The following is a 16,965-nucleotide window of genomic DNA, read 5'->3' on the forward strand; positions in this document are numbered from 1 at the left end:
AACTTCAAAATCAGAGGAGAAAGGGAGCAAAGAACTATGCTTACTTATACAACAACTGTAGTTACATTTGCACAAAAACATCATCATCATACGTAACCCTTGAAACCTAGCGGAAAAATTACGCGTAGGTACAAGGGTTATTCCCGTTGTACCTACGCTTTGGCGAAAGAGCCATGTAGGTATTTTTTTATCTACATGGCTCTTTTTTTATTGTCAAAAAGCTAGTAAAAAATGATGTTTAAGCAAAACTTACTACAAAGGAGTTAACAAAAATGGAAACGAAAAAATGGGGATTATGGGTTTTAACAGCATTTGTTATCGGGAATATGGTTGGCGGTGGCGTATTTATGCTTCCAGCAAATTTAGCACAAGTATCAGGGCCAATGGGTTCTACACTCGCATGGAGTATTACAGGCCTTGGCGTATTTATGATTGCACTTGTATTTGGAAATTTAGCGATTCGGAAACCAGAATTAAAAGCTGGACCACAAAGCTATGCTCAAGCGATGTTTCCTTCAAAAAAAGCTGGTAAAGTTGCAGGATATAGTATGGCATGGGGATATTGGGCTGCTAACTGGGCTGCAACAGCATCTGTTATTATTTCCTTTGCTGGATATTTATCAACATTCTTTCCAGTTTTACAAAGTAAGCAAATTCTTTTTTCAATAAATGGATTTTCACTGGAACTCGGAAAAGGATTAACTTTCCTCGTATGTAGCCTTATGCTGTGGGGAATTCAATATATTCTTTCTCAAAATATTGATCGAGCTGGAAACATGAATCTACTTGCTACCATTGCAAAAATTATTGGATTTACAATGTTTATTGTAATTACATTATTCATTTTCAACGCCTCTAATTTCGGAGACGGTCAAACCTTTATGAATGAAGCAGGACAATCAATCTCATTAGGTGGACAAATCAATTCAGCTGCTATTGCAACACTCTGGGCATTTATCGGTATTGAATCAGCAGTTATGCTTTCTAATCGTGCAAAATCACAGCGCGATGTAAAAAAAGCTACGATTTTCGGATTAATTATCGCTCTTCTTATTTACATGTCAATTACTTTACTTACAATGGGAGCTCTTCCGCAAGATGCTTTAAAAGAGTCTCAAAAACCATTAGTAGACGCATTAAATTTAGCAATTGGAAATAAAGGTGCATATATAATGGCTTTACTCGCTCTTATATCTTTATTTGGATCTACAGTTGGCTGGATTGTTGTTAGTTCAGAGGTACCTTACCAGGCAGCAAAAAATGGACTTTTCCCTAAGTTTTTCGGGAAAACAAATAAAAAAGGTAGTCCTTCAAAATCATTATTGATTACAAATGTAATGACGCAAATTTTCTTATTTTCAACGATTTCTGGTACTGTTTCAGAAGCGTATAGTTTCGCTATCGTCGTAGCAACATTAGCCTATTTAATTCCATACCTTGTTTCTACCTTGTACCAATTAAAATTAGTTATTACAGGAGAAACGTATGATATACTGCCAGGATCTCGAGTAAAAGATGGAATCATTACGACATTAGCGTTGATATACTCCATTTGGGTTATCAAAACGGGAACTGCTGATTTAAAAACATTCTTCTTAGGAATTGGATTGTTCGTATTAGGTCTTATTCTTTATCCAGTACTAATGAAAGACTCACAAAAAACGGATTAAATAAAGAGAAGCTGCTGGCTTCTCTTTTTTATTAAAAATCTGTAATTAACTTTTCTTTTAGCTCTCCTACAGATAAAGGTTTCGCATAATAAAATCCCTGTACATAATCACAGCTCATTGATTGCAACAAACTCTCTTGCTCTACTGTTTCTACTCCTTCAGCAACTACTGCTAAATTTAAACTATGAGCAATTTCAATAACGGATTTTACAATCGTTCGTTCTGGTTGTGCGTGATCATAATGAAATTCACGAATAAAATTACGATCAATTTTTACAATATCCAGTGGTAGTTGTTTTAAATAATATAAGGAAGAATAGCCAGTTCCGAAATCATCCAAAGCAATTAAAACACCCATATTTCTTAATTCTTGTAATGTAGCAATAATATAATCAAAATGGCGGACTGCAATACTTTCCGTTATTTCTAATATTAAACGGTTCGGAGGAAAACCAGTTCTCTTTAAAATGCTACGTACTGATAAAATAAAACGTTTCTGCATTAATTGTTGTATAGATAAATTCACAGATAACTTTAGTCCTTCTTGATAATTCGGCAATGTTTTAAACAAGCGACATGATTTTTCTAATACCCAGTCTCCTAGTTTTATAATAAGTCCAGACTCTTCAGCTACAGGGATAAATTCGCTTGGTGAAATAGGTCCGTCTTCTGTCATACAACGTACTAGAGCTTCTATACCAGAATATCTCTTCGTTTTCAAATCAATAATAGGCTGCAATGCTACATCTAACTCTTCATCACGAATTGCCTTTTGCAAAGCAAACTCAACTTTCATTCTACGATTTATTTTCGCGCGTAGCTCATCTGTAAAGAAACACGCAGCGTTTCTCCCCTGTTCTTTTGCACTATACATAGCTAAGTCAGAGTTTTTCAATAACGTTTCCACATCTTGTCCGTCTTGTGGATAAGAACAAAGTCCCAGACTAGCTGAAATGTATACTTCATGGCCTTCCAGCATAAATGGTGCCTGAAAACATGACAACACAGATGTCGCTAACTGACTCATATCATCTTGTCTATGATTTTTTGTTAACAGCACAAATTCGTCGCCACCTAGCCTAGCCAGAACATCTTTCTCTCCTAGTACATAATGCAACCTTGAAGCAACTTCACTTAAAAGTAAATCCCCTATCATATGACCTAATGTATCATTTACTAATTTAAAACGGTCCAAATCAAAGTAAATCATACCAAATTCTTTTTTATCTGCAATCAATTCGTTAACGGTCGTTATTAATTGTAAACGGTTAGGCAAACTCGTTAAAGCATCATGATAGGCAAGTTCCCTATAACGACTTTCACTTAGCCGCAATCTATGTTCCGCTTCTTTTCTACTACTAATATCATTTCGAATTGCGATAAACTGGTATGGCTCTCCTTTTTCATTTAAAAATGGAACAATTGTTGTTTTGACCCAATAATATGTACCATCTTTTGCTCGATTCCGAATCTCACCTGTCCATACTTTCCCATTCAAAATACGCTTCCATAAGTCTTGAAAAAAGTTTTTTGGATGATGTCCTGAATTTAAAATACGGTGATCTTTTCCAATTAATTCTTCTCTTTTGTATTTAGAGATTTCACAAAATTTATCATTTACATATGTAATAAGACCTTTTCGATCTGTAATTGCAACAATTGAAGACTCATCTAATGCTAACTTTAAATCTCGCAATGAAGAGTCATATAATGCATGACCTCTCTGTTCTAGCATGCGCATCTCTCCTTGCTTCTATCTGACTAAAACACAACCTGTTTCTCTTCATAGAAATAGAGATATTTCATTTTCTAATACTAGCCCATTACATAAATTATCTTTTTGAATAGACCGATTAAAATAACATAATATTATTTGTAATAAAAAGCAATATTATACCGTTCTAATTATAAATAGTAGCTTCTCATCTCCCTAATTATTTCGTACCTTATTATACTGCAATCCCTTTAAGTGGCTCTATGCAAGCCTTGTTTCCAACTAATACCACTCACATCTGATCTCTTTGTTTTTAATAACGAAATAGAAATTAGAACATACTACATAACTATTCACGAATAATAATATAAAACTCTACATCAATGTATATGTTTTTGAATTACAATAACAAAATATTAACATATTTTCACCTTAATTTTGGAAGTATTTTATAAATAAATACCGTATTAAACTAAAAAAGAGGATAGCCTCTTTTTTAGTTTAATACGAATATGGTATTTGCTGATAACCTGGGTATGGCATTGGATACGTTACAGGGTATGGCGACGGATAAGCTACTGGATATGGAGCCGGATAATACCCTCCACTTGTTGCACCTGTTAATGCACCAGCTGTCAGTCCGCCTAACACTCCTCCTGCAAAGCTTCCAGGGAAAAATCCGCCTCCCCATGAACTACCACCACCCCAGCCCCATCCGCCTCCGTGATGATGATGGTGATCATAGTGATTGTGTCCTCCATGGTGATGATGTCCACCGTTATGATTGTGCCCACCATGATTGTGTCCTCCATGATGATTTCGATAATACAATCCATTATTTTCTATATAATTCATGTTTCTCCGCTCCTTTTCGATTTTTTCATTTTCATATGCGTTAAGAGTGGGATAAAAAATGGGATAGTACACTGTATGTAGGACAAATGCGGAAAGTATAGGTGAAATGTCTATATTTTGTAAAAAAAGCAAAACACCTTATAATAAAGATGTCATATTACATCTTCTATTTAAGAAGTCTATATTGAAAAAAGATTAGGGGAATTATATAGAAATGAAGAAGCCTATCGTTCAATTACTATTAATATTTACAATTGTATCTATCGTTCTGTTCCTATTAAATACATCGTATATCTCGTTATATACATTTGTCGGTGCTCTATGGTCCATCACAATCGTAGGAATTTCATTCGTTATTTTTATAGAAAATAGATCTCCACAAAGTACATTAGCATGGTTTTTAGTATTAGCACTTCTTCCTATTATAGGTGTGCTATTATACGCTATTTTCGGGCGCAGCCGCTGGAGAAGAAAAAAACATCTCCATCGTTCAGAAGAACAAAGAAAATTATTCCGTGAAATATTAGAAGGAAGAAGACTAGAGTTATTACTCACAGTCCCACTAAATGAACGTTCCATACATTTAACAGAAGTCATACAAAAATTTGGAGGCGGTCCTGCTGCAGATAAAACAACTACAAAACTTTTAACAAACGGAGATCAAACATTTTCAGAAATTTTGCGAGCTATAGAGCAAGCAAAACATCATATACATATTCAATACTACATTTATAAATCTGATGAAATTGGTACAAAAGTTCGAGATGCTTTAATACAAAAAGCAAAAGATGGTGTTATTGTACGCTTCCTTTATGATGGCCTTGGAAGTAATACGTTAAGACGACGATTTTTGCACCCTATGAAAGAAGCTGGGATTGAAATTGTAGAATTTGACCCTATTTTTTCAGCTTGGTTACTTGAAACTGTCAATTATCGTAACCATCGAAAAATTGTTATTGTAGATGGCGAAATTGGTTTTACCGGAGGACTCAATGTCGGTGATGAATATCTTGGCCGTTCCAAGAAATTTCCTGTTTGGCGTGATAGTCATTTAAAAATAGAAGGAAAAGCATTATATAAATTACAAGCAATCTTTCTAGAAGACTGGCTCTATGCCTCTAGTGGTTTAAATACTTATTCCTGGGATCAATTCATGAATAGACAATACTTCCCAGGTAAAGAGATTTCAAATGCAGAAGGTGCTGTTCAAATCGTAGCAAGCGGACCAAGCTCCGATGATAAAAGTATTCGTAATACATTATTAGCTGTTATGGGCTCTGCAAAAAAATCCATTTGGATCGCTACACCCTACTTTATTCCAGATCAAGAAACTTTAACATTATTACGCTTAAGTGCAATTGCCGGAATAGATGTACGGATTTTATATCCAGGTAAAAGTGATAGCATCATTAGTGATCAAGCATCTCAATCCTATTTCACTCCGCTTTTAAAAGCTGGTGCTTCTATTTACAGTTATAAAGATGGTTTTATGCATGCAAAAATTGTACTCGTTGATGATACAATTGCAACTATTGGAACAGCGAACATGGATGTACGTAGCTTTGAATTGAATTACGAAATTATTAGTGTACTTTATGAATCAAAAACAGTTCACGATATTAAACGTGATTTTGAAGAAGATTTTAAACATTCAACTGAAATTAAATGGAACTCTTTCCAAAAAAGAAGTATAAAAAAACGCATATTGGAGTCTTTCATGAGGCTTATTTCTCCTTTACTGTAGGCAATCACCTTCATCTTGATTGCTTTTTCTTTTCCCTTTATCCCCCTTCCTTTTCTTTGCATACCATATTAAAACAAGTTATCATAAGATGTATTACTTTATGAAAATAATGTTAGGTGGGAAATACATGTTAGAACAATTTCATATACATGCTGATTTAAAACAACAGCTTTCTACGATTCATGAAAAGAATAAGCAAGAAGCTGGTGAAAATGCACATTTAATCGGAACGAAAATATATAAAGCGTCTGATAATAGCATTATTGAAGATGCGATTACAGCACTTCTTCTTGGCAAGAACATTCTATTAAAAGGACCGACTGGTAGTGGTAAAACAGTACTAGCGGAAACTCTTTCTTCTTTATTCCAAAAACCAATGCATAGCATTAACTGCTCTGTCGACTTAGATGTAGAGGGTATTTTAGGATACAACACACTACAAACGAAAGATGGTGCATCTGAAGTTTCATTCGTTAACGGTCCTCTTATGAAAGCAATGAAGAACGGTCACTTCCTATATATTGACGAAATCAATATGGCAAAACCTGAAACGTTACCACTTCTTCACGGCGCATTAGATTACCGTAAAATGATCACAAACCCATTTACACAAGAGGTTGTATACGGTGATGACGAATACCGTGTAATTGCTGCGATTAACGAAGGTTACGTTGGAACAAGTGAACTAAACGAAGCGTTAAAAAACCGTTTCGTTATTATTGAAGTTCCTTACATTCAAGGTGATACATTAAAAGAATTATTATTAGCAGAATCAAAATTAAAAGATGTTGCAACAATTGAAAAGTTCGTTGCCTTTGCAAGCGACCTTATGCCTTTAGCTCGCGATGGACGTGTAAGTGAAGAAGCGGCAAGTATTCGTGGCATTATCGACGCATGTGATTTAGGTGTATATATTCCTGTTATGCGAGCGATTGAACGAAGCATAATTGCAAAACTTAATGATGAAACAGAACAAATGACTGTCCGTGAATTAGCAGAAAGTTATTTCTTTGAGGGATAATTTATGAGACAAATTTTTAGTGACAAAAAAATTGATGCGTCGCTGTTTCTACAAATGGAAAACTTAATGTATGCCCTTCTAAAAGAAGACGATGCCTATCTTGAATATGGCTATAAAGCATACTACGACGAAATTGAAAAGAAAGTTGTCATTAGTCACTTTTGGGATGATCGAAAAGAAGAAGATACAGTAATCGGATTAAAAAGCGAAGTGTTCTTAAAAGCACTTGGTAATAAACATTACTCGGACATGACTTTAATTCGTTCTTATGCGATTGAATTGCAAGAATCGCCCCTAAAAAAGTTTTTAACACAATTATTTGTTCTATTAGAAGATTTACGCGTTGAGGAAATTGTAAAGAACTTACGTCCTGGCACGAAGCATGTTTTTAAAAGAAGAAAAGAAATGTATCGCAATTACTTTAGCTCACAAAATGAAATCAATCGCGTTCGTAACTATCACGGTGATCGTCTATTTTGCCTATGCTATCTTTCATTAACGAGCGATAAATATGAAATGTTTAATAATGAATATTTCGAACAAATTGAAGCTATTTTGCATGAAACATTCCAAGCTCGTAATACGGAAGATATTATGTATATCGTTGAGAAAATTCGCTACCGCTTAGAGGAGCTTCTTGAAAGTGATATGCTTAACAACTATTTCGGACATGCACCGCTTTATTTATCTGTTCTTGCAGACGAAAAGAACTGTCGCGTCGAAGATTTAGCAAATGATGATACGCAGCTTATAGATGACGATGAAAATAAAAACAAAATGGATGAAAGTTTCTCCACATGGCATCGTGAAAATAAAAATAACGAAAACGAGAACTTTTTACGCTTTGAATTAGAAAGCGGAACAAAAACAAACATGATGGGCGATACTGCTCGTGAATCAGAAGATGGCGACCAAGCACTTGGTTCTGTACAAGGTACTTCTCAAAAAAGTACACAATCCAACTTTGATGGCGCTGATACAGAAGAAGCAAGGGCTTCACACGCTTCTAGTCAAAATGATGGTGCATATGGTAAATATAACACTGGCGCTTCTCATACATTTAAAGAAGCACGTAAACCAAATCCTGATGAGAAAAAGGATTACCAAGCTATCAAATCAGTCGTTAATAAAGATGTAAAAGAATTAAAGAAAATTATCGAAAAAACGATTGAAAATAAAACGAATGCAAATAGTGATAAATATTACGGAAGACTTCGTAAGAAATTCCTTCGTATTTATACTGAAAAGCAGCCTCGCATGTTTTATAAAAAAGGGCAAGAATCACAAGAGCTCGACGTTGCATTCCAACTGTTAGTTGACTGTTCTGGTTCTATGTATAACAAAATGGAAGAAACGAAGAAGAGTGTTGTACTATTCCATGAAGCTTTAAAATCTTTAAAAATCCCGCACGCTATTAGCGGATTTTGGGAAGATGCCTCTAGCGCTAAACCTGAAGATAAGCCGAACGTTATCCATGAAGTTGTAAATTATAAAAACTCAACGTTACCAAACGTTGGTCCAGAAATTATGCAACTTCGTGAAGAAGAAGATAACCGCGACGGATATATTATTCGTATCGTTTCTGAAAAGCTTGCCAAAAGACCTGAGAAACATAAATTCTTACTAGTCTTCACAGACGGTGAGCCTTCTGCGCTAGACTATCAACAAGACGGAATTTTAGATACGCATGAAGCTGTTAAACTCGCGCGTAAAAGTGGTATGGAAGTAATCGGTATCTTCATCGAAGAAGGCGAAGCGAAAGAAGCAACTTATCAATTGATGAAAAACATTTATAACCATCACTTCTTAGTTGCAAATCACGCTGAAGATTTACGACTGAAGATTAAACCATTACTGAAAAAATTATTACTGAAGACGATTGAATAGAAAATAGGAGCCTTGTGGCTCCTGTTTTTTCGTTCAATTACTTTGTTTCTGGTTGAAACTTGTATGGAATGGCTACTTCTAACAAATATTCAAATCCTCCGTCATAGTATGGGAAGCGCTCATTCGCAATTGTTCGATCCACCCACTCTACTGCAGAAATTTCACCTTCATCTTCCGCAATAAGTTCACCTTTTTCTACATTCGCTCGGAATGTAAAAAATAGCGCATGATTCCCTGATTCTTCAAAGAATTTTTCATTGATCGCAACAAGTCCACCTAACGTAGCAGTTAAACCTGTCTCTTCTTTCACTTCTCTTATTAGTGCTTCCTCTAATATTTCACCTTTTTCCACAGCCCCACCTGGCAATGACCAAACGTTTTGTTCTACATTATGTACCATTAATATTTTATCTGTTTCTTCGTCATGTATTAGTGCATATACGACATCAACTCTTTGCATAAGACTTCTCTCCTTCCAAAAATGAGGAAGAGCCGATTCCTAAGAATCGACTCTTCCTATTAATTCATCACTAACTCAGCTGTGAGCTTTTTTTTTAACTTAGCCAGCATGTCAGTTGTCATTTTGTCTAAATCGTATTCTGCTTTGAAGCCCCACTCTTTCATTGCTGCTGTTGCGTCAATAGAGTTTGGCCAGCTATCAGCGATTGTTTGACGAGCTGGATCTACTGCATAATCCATTGTAAACGTCGGAATGTGTTTACGAATTGACGCTGCAATTTGCTCTGGCTCGAAGCTCATTGCTGTAATGTTAAATGCATTTCTATGCACTAGCTTACTTGGATCAGCTTCCATTAATGAAATGATCGCTTGTAAAGCATCAGGCATATACATCATGTCCATGTACGTTCCTTCAGCAATGTATGAGGTGTATGCACCTTTTTTAATCGCCTCATAATAAATTTCAACTGCATAATCAGTTGTTCCGCCTCCTGGAGGAGCTACGTAAGAAATTAAACCTGGGAAACGGACACCGCGCGTATCTACGCCAAATTTTTGATGATAATAATCACACAGTAATTCTCCTGCTACTTTGTTTACCCCATACATCGTAGTAGGACGCTGAATTGTATCTTGCGGTGTATTATCTTTTGGCGTCGATGGACCGAATGCACCGATAGAACTTGGCGTGAAGAACTTACAGTTTAATTCACGAGCTGCTTCTAGAGCATTTACAAGTCCACCCATATTTAAATTCCATGCAAATAACGGATTTTTTTCTGCTGTTGCTGAAAGTAAAGCTGCTAAATGAATAATTGTATCTACTTCATTACGCTTTGCGATATCATGTAGTTTTTGTCCATCTGTTACATCTAACGTTTCAAATGGACCAGACGTTACTACTTCACTATCTGTTTCACGAATATCTGTTGCAATAACATTTGATGCGCCGTATACATCACGAAGTTTCATTACTAGTTCAGAACCAATTTGCCCTAAAGAACCGGTTACTAGAATTTTTTTCATTTTCCCCACTCCTCATTTGCAAGCTATTCAAAAGATGTCGTTACTTAAATGATGCCCATTTCTTTTCCTACTTTTTCATACTTAAGAATTGCTTCATCTAACATTTCTTTCGTATGAGCTGCTGTAGGCATATTACGAACGCGCCCTGTTCCTTTTGCTACAGTTGGGAACACGATAGATTTTGCGTATACACCTTCTTCATTTAGACGTTTACTAAATTCTTGTGTTAATACTTCATCCCCAATAATACAAGGTGTAATTGGCGTTTCACTTTCCCCAATGTTAAAGCCAAGTTCTTTTAATCCTTGTTTCAAGTAGCGGCCATTTTCCCATAAGCGATCGTGTAACTCTGTGCTTTCCATTAAGATTTCAATTGATCTCATGCAAGCTGCTGCATCAGCTGGTGTTAATGCTGTAGAGAATAAGAATGGACGTGAACGAACTTTTAACCAGTCAATTAAGTTTTGTTTCCCTGCTACATATCCACCAATTACCCCAATTGCTTTTGATAATGTACCAATTTGGAAATCAACTTTATCAGAAAGACCGAAGTGCTTTACAGTTCCTGCACCTTTTCCAAGTACACCTGAACCGTGTGCATCATCTACGTATGTCATTAAATCTAACTCTTCTGCAATCTCAACAATTTCTGGTAGTTTTGCAACATCTCCATCCATCGAAAAGACACCGTCTGTAATTACCATTAATTTATTGTAAAGACCTGATTCTTTCGCCGCGATTGCTTTTTGGCGTAAATCTTCCATATCAGAATGTTTATAAACAATAATTTTTGCTTTTGATAGACGACTACCGTCAATAATAGATGCATGATTTAATTCGTCTGAAAGAATCGCATCATTTTTATCCATAACAGCTGAAATCGCTGCCATATTACAGTTAAATCCTGATTGATAAGCAATTGCTGCTTCTGTATGTTTAAACTTTGCAATTGTTTCTTCTAACTTAATATGCAAATCTAAAGTACCGTTAATTGTACGAACAGCCCCTGCTCCAACACCGTACTTATGAATAGCACCAATTGCTGCTTCTTGCAAACGGCTATCTGTTGCTAATCCCAGATAGTTGTTTGAAGATAAGTTAATATATTCTTTTCCGCCAATTGTAATGATCGGTCCATTTGAACTCTCAAGCGGATCAATTACGTTATAAAGCCCCTTTGATTTTAAATCCTCTAAATTTTCTTCTAAAAATTTCGCAAGTGTTTTACTAGACATCGTGAAGCCTCCCATCGTTCATGTAAGCGGATTATTGTCTTAATAGTTCTAATAATCCCTCTACTAGCTTAACACGTTTTCAGAATTTATTATAGAAAAATAGTTTAAAGTAACCGCTTACAATTCTAGATTATATATGATTCATTACAATAAATCTATCATTTACTTTTCATATTTGATAGAATTAAAAAAATATTTCGGGAGGTTTCAAACATGGCATTTACAGAATCTGATGTATACAATAACACAGCATTTTTCGAACAATATATGAAACGAAGATACCGAGAAAATAGCCCAAATGAATCCATTGAAAAACCAGTATTCTTTCAGCTCATTGGTCATGTACAAGGAAAACAAATTCTCGATTTAGGCTGTGGTGATGCTAAGTTTGGCGCGGAATTATTAGAGAAGGGATGCTACTCTTACACCGGCATTGAAGGCTCCGAACTTATGTATGAAAAAGCTAAAAAACAACTAGAAAATAAAAATGGATCTGTTCATTTTTTAAACCTCAAAGATTATACCTACCCCTCTTCCACTTTTGATTTAGTAACATCTAGACTCGCCTTACATTATATTGAACATCTTGATATCATTTTTCAAAATGTGTTTCAAACTTTAAAAACAAATGGTACCTTTACCTTTAGCGTTCAACATCCCGTTATTACTTCTTCATTTGAAAGCTTACAAACAAGTGGTAAAAGAACGAGTTGGCTCGTCGATGATTATTTTAAACTAGGCAAACGGGTTGAACCATGGATTGACCAAGAAGTTATTAAATATCATCGTACAACGGAAGAGTATTTCACATTATTACAGCAAGCCGGATTTACCATTACATCATTAAAAGAAGCTACACCAAATCCAACCTATTTTCAAAATAAAGAAGAGTATAAACGTCGCTTACGAATTCCTCTCTTCCTCTTATTTTCTTGTACCAAATAAAAAAACGATGAATCACTCATCGTTTTTTATCTCATTGCCTGAGCAACTTCTTTAACTACACGTCTTCCTCTTCCGTGCGGGATACAAAGCGGTGTTCCAAACAACGGATCCGTACTAATTTGACACTCCATTCGGAATACATCACGTACTAGTTTCTCATCTACCACTTCTTCAGGTTTACCTTGTGCATATATTTGTTTATCTTGAATTGCTACAATGTTATCTGCATAGCGGCATGCTAAATTCAAATCATGTAATACCATAACAATTGTTCTTTGTTCTGTTTCATTTAATTCGAATAATAAATCTAGCACTTCAATTTGGTGAGTCATATCTAAGTATGTAGTTGGCTCATCCAGTAAAATGATATCTGTATCTTGTGCAAGTGTCATTGCGATCCAAGCACGTTGACGCTGCCCACCTGAAAGAGCATGCACATCACGCTCAGCAAATTCTGTCATACCTGTTGCTGCAAGTGCCTTCTGTACCATTTCCTCGTCTTTTTCTGACCATTGCTTCAGCCATGTTTGATATGGATAGCGTCCTTGCTTTACAAGTTGTAATACTGTAAGTCCTTCTGGTGCTTGTGGTCCTTGCGGTAAAATCGCCATTTGACGAGCAATTTGCTTCGTTTGCATACTTTGAATTGCTTGATTATCTAACAAAATATCACCATTTGTTGGCTTTAATAATCTGGCTAGTGAACGTAATAAAGTTGATTTCCCGCAACCGTTAGAACCAATAAAAATTGTAATTTCTCCTTTTGGAATTTCTAAGTTCAGCTCATCAATAATAATTGTTTCACCATAAGACAACGTCAAGCGTTTCGTCTCCAATGCTTTTTGCATATTCATCTCCCTTTATGAATTCCGACTTTTATAAAGTAAATAAATGAAATAAGGTGCACCAATTGCTGATGTAAATACCCCTGCTGGAATTTCAAGTGGTGTGAAAATTGTACGCCCTATTAAATCTGCAGCAAGTACTAGAATTGCACCGACAATAGCTGCAACTGGGAGTAATGCACCGTATAAAGAACCAACTAATCTTCGTGAAATATGAGGTGCCATTAAACCGACAAATCCAATCCCTCCGGCAAAGGCTACCGCACCACCAATTAAAGCTGTACTAAGTAATAACATAAATACACGCGACTTCGTTAAAGGAACCCCAAGTCCTACCGCTATATCATCCCCTAGCTCTTGTGCATTTAAATGCCTAGCTGCGATAAATGATATTACTGTTAAAATGAGAACCCAAGGCGCAAGTACCATAACATTTTGCCAAGAAGAGCCGTAAACGGTACCCGTAATCCATACAGTCGCTTGGCTCGCTTGATAAATTGGTGCTAGCAACATAAATAATGTTGTCGCCGCCTTCGTTAATGCCCAAAATCCAACACCAATTAAAACGAGACTAATTGGTGATAATCCATCATTTTTCCATGCAAATAAGTATACAAAAACCGCTACAATCGTTGCTCCTGCAAAAGCTGCGAGCGGCATATAATGAATACTTACCGTTAGTGCATTATTTTTATCACTAAATAGCGCTAAAAATAATACAACTGCGACACTTGCCCCGCCCGTAATCCCGATGATATCAGGAGAAGCAAGTGGATTTCGAACGAGCCCTTGTAAAATACAGCCCGCTACCGCAAGCGCAATTCCTACGAGGATAGCAATTAAAATACGTGGCATACGAAACTTATTTACAACCATATTTGACATTGCATCGCCATTTCCGGTAATTGCTTGCCATACGTCATAAGGAGCAATTTTCATGTCTCCCATACCTGCGCTCGCAAAGAATAATCCTATTAAAACAACTAGTAAACTTAACAAGACGAGACAAGCTCGTTTATACATTAAAAACGAGAGCTCGCCTTTTCCTATACGAAACGGAATATATTTCTTCATTTGCTAAGCCCTCTCTTACGTGCAATATAAATAAAGAATGGAGCTCCAATAAATGCTGTCATAACTCCTACTGGTACTTCTTGTGGCATAATGACATATCTTGCTGCTATATCAGCCAATATTAGTAGTATTGCACCTAACAATCCGCTATAAGGCACTCTCCATCTGTGGTCAACTCCAACAAGAAATCTCGCAAAATGCGGAGTAATAATTCCAATAAATCCAATTGGGCCAGCAACCGCAACTGAACCACCAGACAACAGTACAATAATAAGTAACACGAATGATTTCATTAAAATTGTTCGTTGTCCAAGTCCTTTCGCGACGTCTTCTCCCATCATCAATGTATTTACTTTCCCTGCCATCATAAGAGATGCAATCCATCCTATTAATAAATATGGGAATACAGATTGTAAAATTTCTAACTTTCTCCCTTGCACAGATCCAGCAAGCCAAAATAATACCTCTTCAAGTGCTTTTTCATTTAACACAAGTAATCCTTGTGTTAATGATGAAAATAATGCACTAATTGCGACCCCTGCTAACGTTAACTTAAGAGGAGTAGTCCCTTCTTTTCCTAAAGAACTAGAAGCAAATACAAGTACAGCTGCAACCGCCGCTCCTAAAAAGGCAATCCATGTGAAAGCTGATAATGATGTTACTGAAAAGATTACAATTGCTACAACTATAAAGAACGCAGCACCTGAATTTAATCCAATAAAATCTGGAGAAGCAAGTGGATTCTTAGTTAAAGTTTGCATAAGACAACCCGCGATGGCTAAACTAGCACCAACACTAGCTGCAATTAACGCCCTAGGCAGACGTACATTTTGAATAATAATATGTTCATTGGAACCGTTAAAATGGAAAAAAGCATCCAATGCTAGTTTCCAACTCGTATTTGTATATCCGAAAATAATACTTCCCCAAATACAAATAACGACTGCAATGATTCCAACAAATAATCCAATCCATTTTGCTCGATTTGTTTTTAATAACATGCAGCGTTTCCCCTTCAATGTATAATGATACGTTGTTAGTGTATTTCAACTTAATTCTCATTGTCAACGGAAATGAGAATTATTTTCACCCATATGTATTGACAATCAAAAGATAAAGGCTTAATATCATGCTTGCTATTGAAAAATATTCTCAACATATAGGGGGTACATAATGAATTTCATGCGGAAGAAATCGTTTACAGTATTTGTATTTTTACTAGCATTTTCAATGCTTTTAAGCGCTTGTGGAAAATCAAATAACAAAGAAGAATCTACAAAAGAAGATAATAAAAAAGAAGTGGTTACTGTAGAACATGCAATGGGTAAAACAGAAGTTCCTGCTAATCCAAAACGTGTAGTTATCTTAACAAATGAAGGAACTGAAGCTTTACTTGAATTAGGTGTGAAACCAGTTGGTGCTGTAAAGTCTTGGACTGGTGACCCATGGTATCCACATATTAAGGATAAAATGAAAGATGTAAAAGTTGTTGGTGATGAAGGACAAGTTAACGTTGAAACAATCGCTTCTTTAAAACCAGACTTAATTATCGGTAACAAAATGCGCCACGAAAAAGTGTACGAACAATTAAAAGCAATTGCACCTACTGTGTTCTCAGAAACATTACGTGGTGAATGGAAAGATAACTTCAAATTTTATGCAAAAGCATTAAATAAAGAAAAAGAAGGTCAAAAAGTTGTAGCTGATTACGAATCACGTATGAAAGATTTAAAAGGCAAACTTGGCGATAAAGTAAATCAAGAAATCTCTATGGTTCGTTTCATGCCTGGTGATGTTCGTATTTATCATGGCGATACATTCTCTGGTGTTATTTTAAAAGAACTTGGATTTAAACGTCCTGGAGATCAAAACAAAGATGATTTTGCAGAGCGTAACGTATCTAAAGAGCGTATTTCTGCTATGGATGGTGACGTATTATTCTACTTCACATTCGATAAAGGAAATGAGAAAAAAGGATCTGAACTAGAAAAAGAATATATAAACGATCCTCTATTTAAAAATTTAAATGCCGTAAAGAATGGTAAAGCATACAAAGTCGACGATGTTATTTGGAATACAGCTGGCGGTGTAATTGCTGCTAACCTATTACTAGATGACATCGAAAAGCGCTTTGTTAAATAATACACCTCTAGTCAGCACCCTTCTATGGTGCTGGCTATTTTCTATTTCACTGAAGTGTCACATTATTTCATTTTGTATTTTTATTCCCAATATGTTATATTATAAAAGTGAATAGAATATATTTTCTCTATATTAGAATAGATATTTTAATCTAAATTTTCTGATTAATCACTATTTTATTTTCTTTTAGAATTCAATTATTACATTTGAAAACGCTTATCATCTCGTTTTCAGGGCAAAATACAGTAACGGTTGAAGAAAAATAGAACTTTTTTAGAAATTTTCTTTCTATTTCCATATAATTCTATTGACTTCTAAATATTTTGTAAATTAAAATGATTACATAAA

The 16,965-nt window shown here is 35.6% G+C and carries 14 protein-coding genes; 6 read left to right on the forward strand and 8 right to left on the reverse strand.

The features are described from left to right. Window positions 1–272 precede the first annotated feature (272 nt). Window positions 273–1,670 (forward strand): amino acid permease, encoded by a 1,398-nt coding sequence (locus tag ACTFR3_RS22205; RefSeq protein WP_000448447.1) that lies wholly within the window; start codon window positions 273–275, stop codon window positions 1,668–1,670. A gap of 31 nt (window positions 1,671–1,701) precedes the next feature. Here the strand turns inward: ACTFR3_RS22205 and ACTFR3_RS22210 are convergent, their stop codons facing one another. Both ACTFR3_RS22210 and ACTFR3_RS22215 read right to left on the reverse strand, forming a co-directional pair. Further along, on the reverse strand, window positions 1,702–3,405 hold the full coding sequence (locus ACTFR3_RS22210) for a putative bifunctional diguanylate cyclase/phosphodiesterase (protein ID WP_063225515.1): 1,704 nt from the start codon (window positions 3,403–3,405) through the stop codon (window positions 1,702–1,704). Window positions 3,406–3,885: 480 nt separating this feature from the next. Beyond that, window positions 3,886–4,239 carry a hypothetical protein gene (locus tag ACTFR3_RS22215; protein ID WP_001106379.1) on the reverse strand — a complete coding sequence of 118 codons (354 nt, stop codon included), beginning with the start codon at window positions 4,237–4,239 and terminating at the stop codon, window positions 3,886–3,888. Between the two features lie 214 nt (window positions 4,240–4,453). Between ACTFR3_RS22215 and ACTFR3_RS22220 the strand changes: the two genes are divergently transcribed. The 3 genes from ACTFR3_RS22220 to ACTFR3_RS22230 all read left to right on the forward strand — a co-directional run bounded on the left by ACTFR3_RS22220 (window position 4,454) and on the right by ACTFR3_RS22230 (window position 8,891). Continuing rightward, entirely contained in the window at window positions 4,454–5,983 is a 1,530-nt protein-coding gene (locus ACTFR3_RS22220; RefSeq protein WP_000743025.1) for a cardiolipin synthase, read from the forward strand. Window positions 5,984–6,110: 127 nt separating this feature from the next. After that, the gene (locus tag ACTFR3_RS22225) at window positions 6,111–7,004 is read left to right on the forward strand and encodes an ATP-binding protein (protein WP_000892971.1); all 894 of its coding nucleotides are present in this window, start codon (window positions 6,111–6,113) and stop codon (window positions 7,002–7,004) included. Window positions 7,005–7,007: 3 nt separating this feature from the next. Then, the gene (locus tag ACTFR3_RS22230) at window positions 7,008–8,891 is read left to right on the forward strand and encodes a vWA domain-containing protein (RefSeq protein ID WP_001248875.1); all 1,884 of its coding nucleotides are present in this window, start codon (window positions 7,008–7,010) and stop codon (window positions 8,889–8,891) included. Window positions 8,892–8,928: 37 nt separating this feature from the next. Here ACTFR3_RS22230 and ACTFR3_RS22235 read toward each other — a convergent pair whose 3' ends face one another. From ACTFR3_RS22235 to ACTFR3_RS22245, 3 genes are read right to left on the reverse strand one after another with little or no spacing between them, the layout of a single operon-like run. Next, on the reverse strand, window positions 8,929–9,351 hold the full coding sequence (locus ACTFR3_RS22235; protein WP_001189941.1) for an NUDIX hydrolase: 423 nt from the start codon (window positions 9,349–9,351) through the stop codon (window positions 8,929–8,931). 59 nt (window positions 9,352–9,410) lie between these two features. Further along, the gene (locus ACTFR3_RS22240) at window positions 9,411–10,376 is read right to left on the reverse strand and encodes an L-threonine 3-dehydrogenase (RefSeq protein ID WP_000723125.1); all 966 of its coding nucleotides are present in this window, start codon (window positions 10,374–10,376) and stop codon (window positions 9,411–9,413) included. A gap of 44 nt (window positions 10,377–10,420) precedes the next feature. Continuing rightward, window positions 10,421–11,611, reverse strand: a complete 1,191-nt coding sequence (locus tag ACTFR3_RS22245) for a glycine C-acetyltransferase (RefSeq protein WP_000095905.1) — start codon at window positions 11,609–11,611, stop codon at window positions 10,421–10,423. A gap of 213 nt (window positions 11,612–11,824) precedes the next feature. Here ACTFR3_RS22245 and ACTFR3_RS22250 point away from each other — a divergent pair, with 213 nt between their 5' ends. Continuing rightward, window positions 11,825–12,556, forward strand: a complete 732-nt coding sequence (locus tag ACTFR3_RS22250) for a class I SAM-dependent DNA methyltransferase (RefSeq protein ID WP_406904159.1) — start codon at window positions 11,825–11,827, stop codon at window positions 12,554–12,556. A 26-nt stretch (window positions 12,557–12,582) separates the two neighbouring features. Here ACTFR3_RS22250 and ACTFR3_RS22255 read toward each other — a convergent pair whose 3' ends face one another. Genes ACTFR3_RS22255 through ACTFR3_RS22265 form a run of 3 tightly spaced genes read right to left on the reverse strand, consistent with a single transcriptional unit; the run spans window position 12,583 to window position 15,476 of the window. Next, window positions 12,583–13,404 (reverse strand): ABC transporter ATP-binding protein, encoded by an 822-nt coding sequence (locus ACTFR3_RS22255; protein ID WP_001167953.1) that lies wholly within the window; start codon window positions 13,402–13,404, stop codon window positions 12,583–12,585. Window positions 13,405–13,416: 12 nt separating this feature from the next. After that, a complete protein-coding gene (locus ACTFR3_RS22260; protein WP_063245913.1) occupies window positions 13,417–14,475 on the reverse strand; it encodes a FecCD family ABC transporter permease in 1,059 nt (352 codons plus the stop codon). Then, window positions 14,472–15,476 (reverse strand): FecCD family ABC transporter permease, encoded by a 1,005-nt coding sequence (locus tag ACTFR3_RS22265; protein WP_000925232.1) that lies wholly within the window; start codon window positions 15,474–15,476, stop codon window positions 14,472–14,474. Before ACTFR3_RS22265 ends, ACTFR3_RS22260 begins: the two co-directional genes overlap by 4 nt. Before the next feature lie 172 nt (window positions 15,477–15,648). Here ACTFR3_RS22265 and ACTFR3_RS22270 point away from each other — a divergent pair, with 172 nt between their 5' ends. Beyond that, window positions 15,649–16,617 carry an ABC transporter substrate-binding protein gene (locus ACTFR3_RS22270; protein ID WP_001010276.1) on the forward strand — a complete coding sequence of 323 codons (969 nt, stop codon included), beginning with the start codon at window positions 15,649–15,651 and terminating at the stop codon, window positions 16,615–16,617. Window positions 16,618–16,965: the final 348 nt, after the last annotated feature.

Source organism: Bacillus cereus group sp. MYBK14-1, from assembly GCF_051916885.1.
Classification (GTDB): Bacteria; Bacillota; Bacilli; order Bacillales; family Bacillaceae_G; genus Bacillus_A; species Bacillus_A cereus.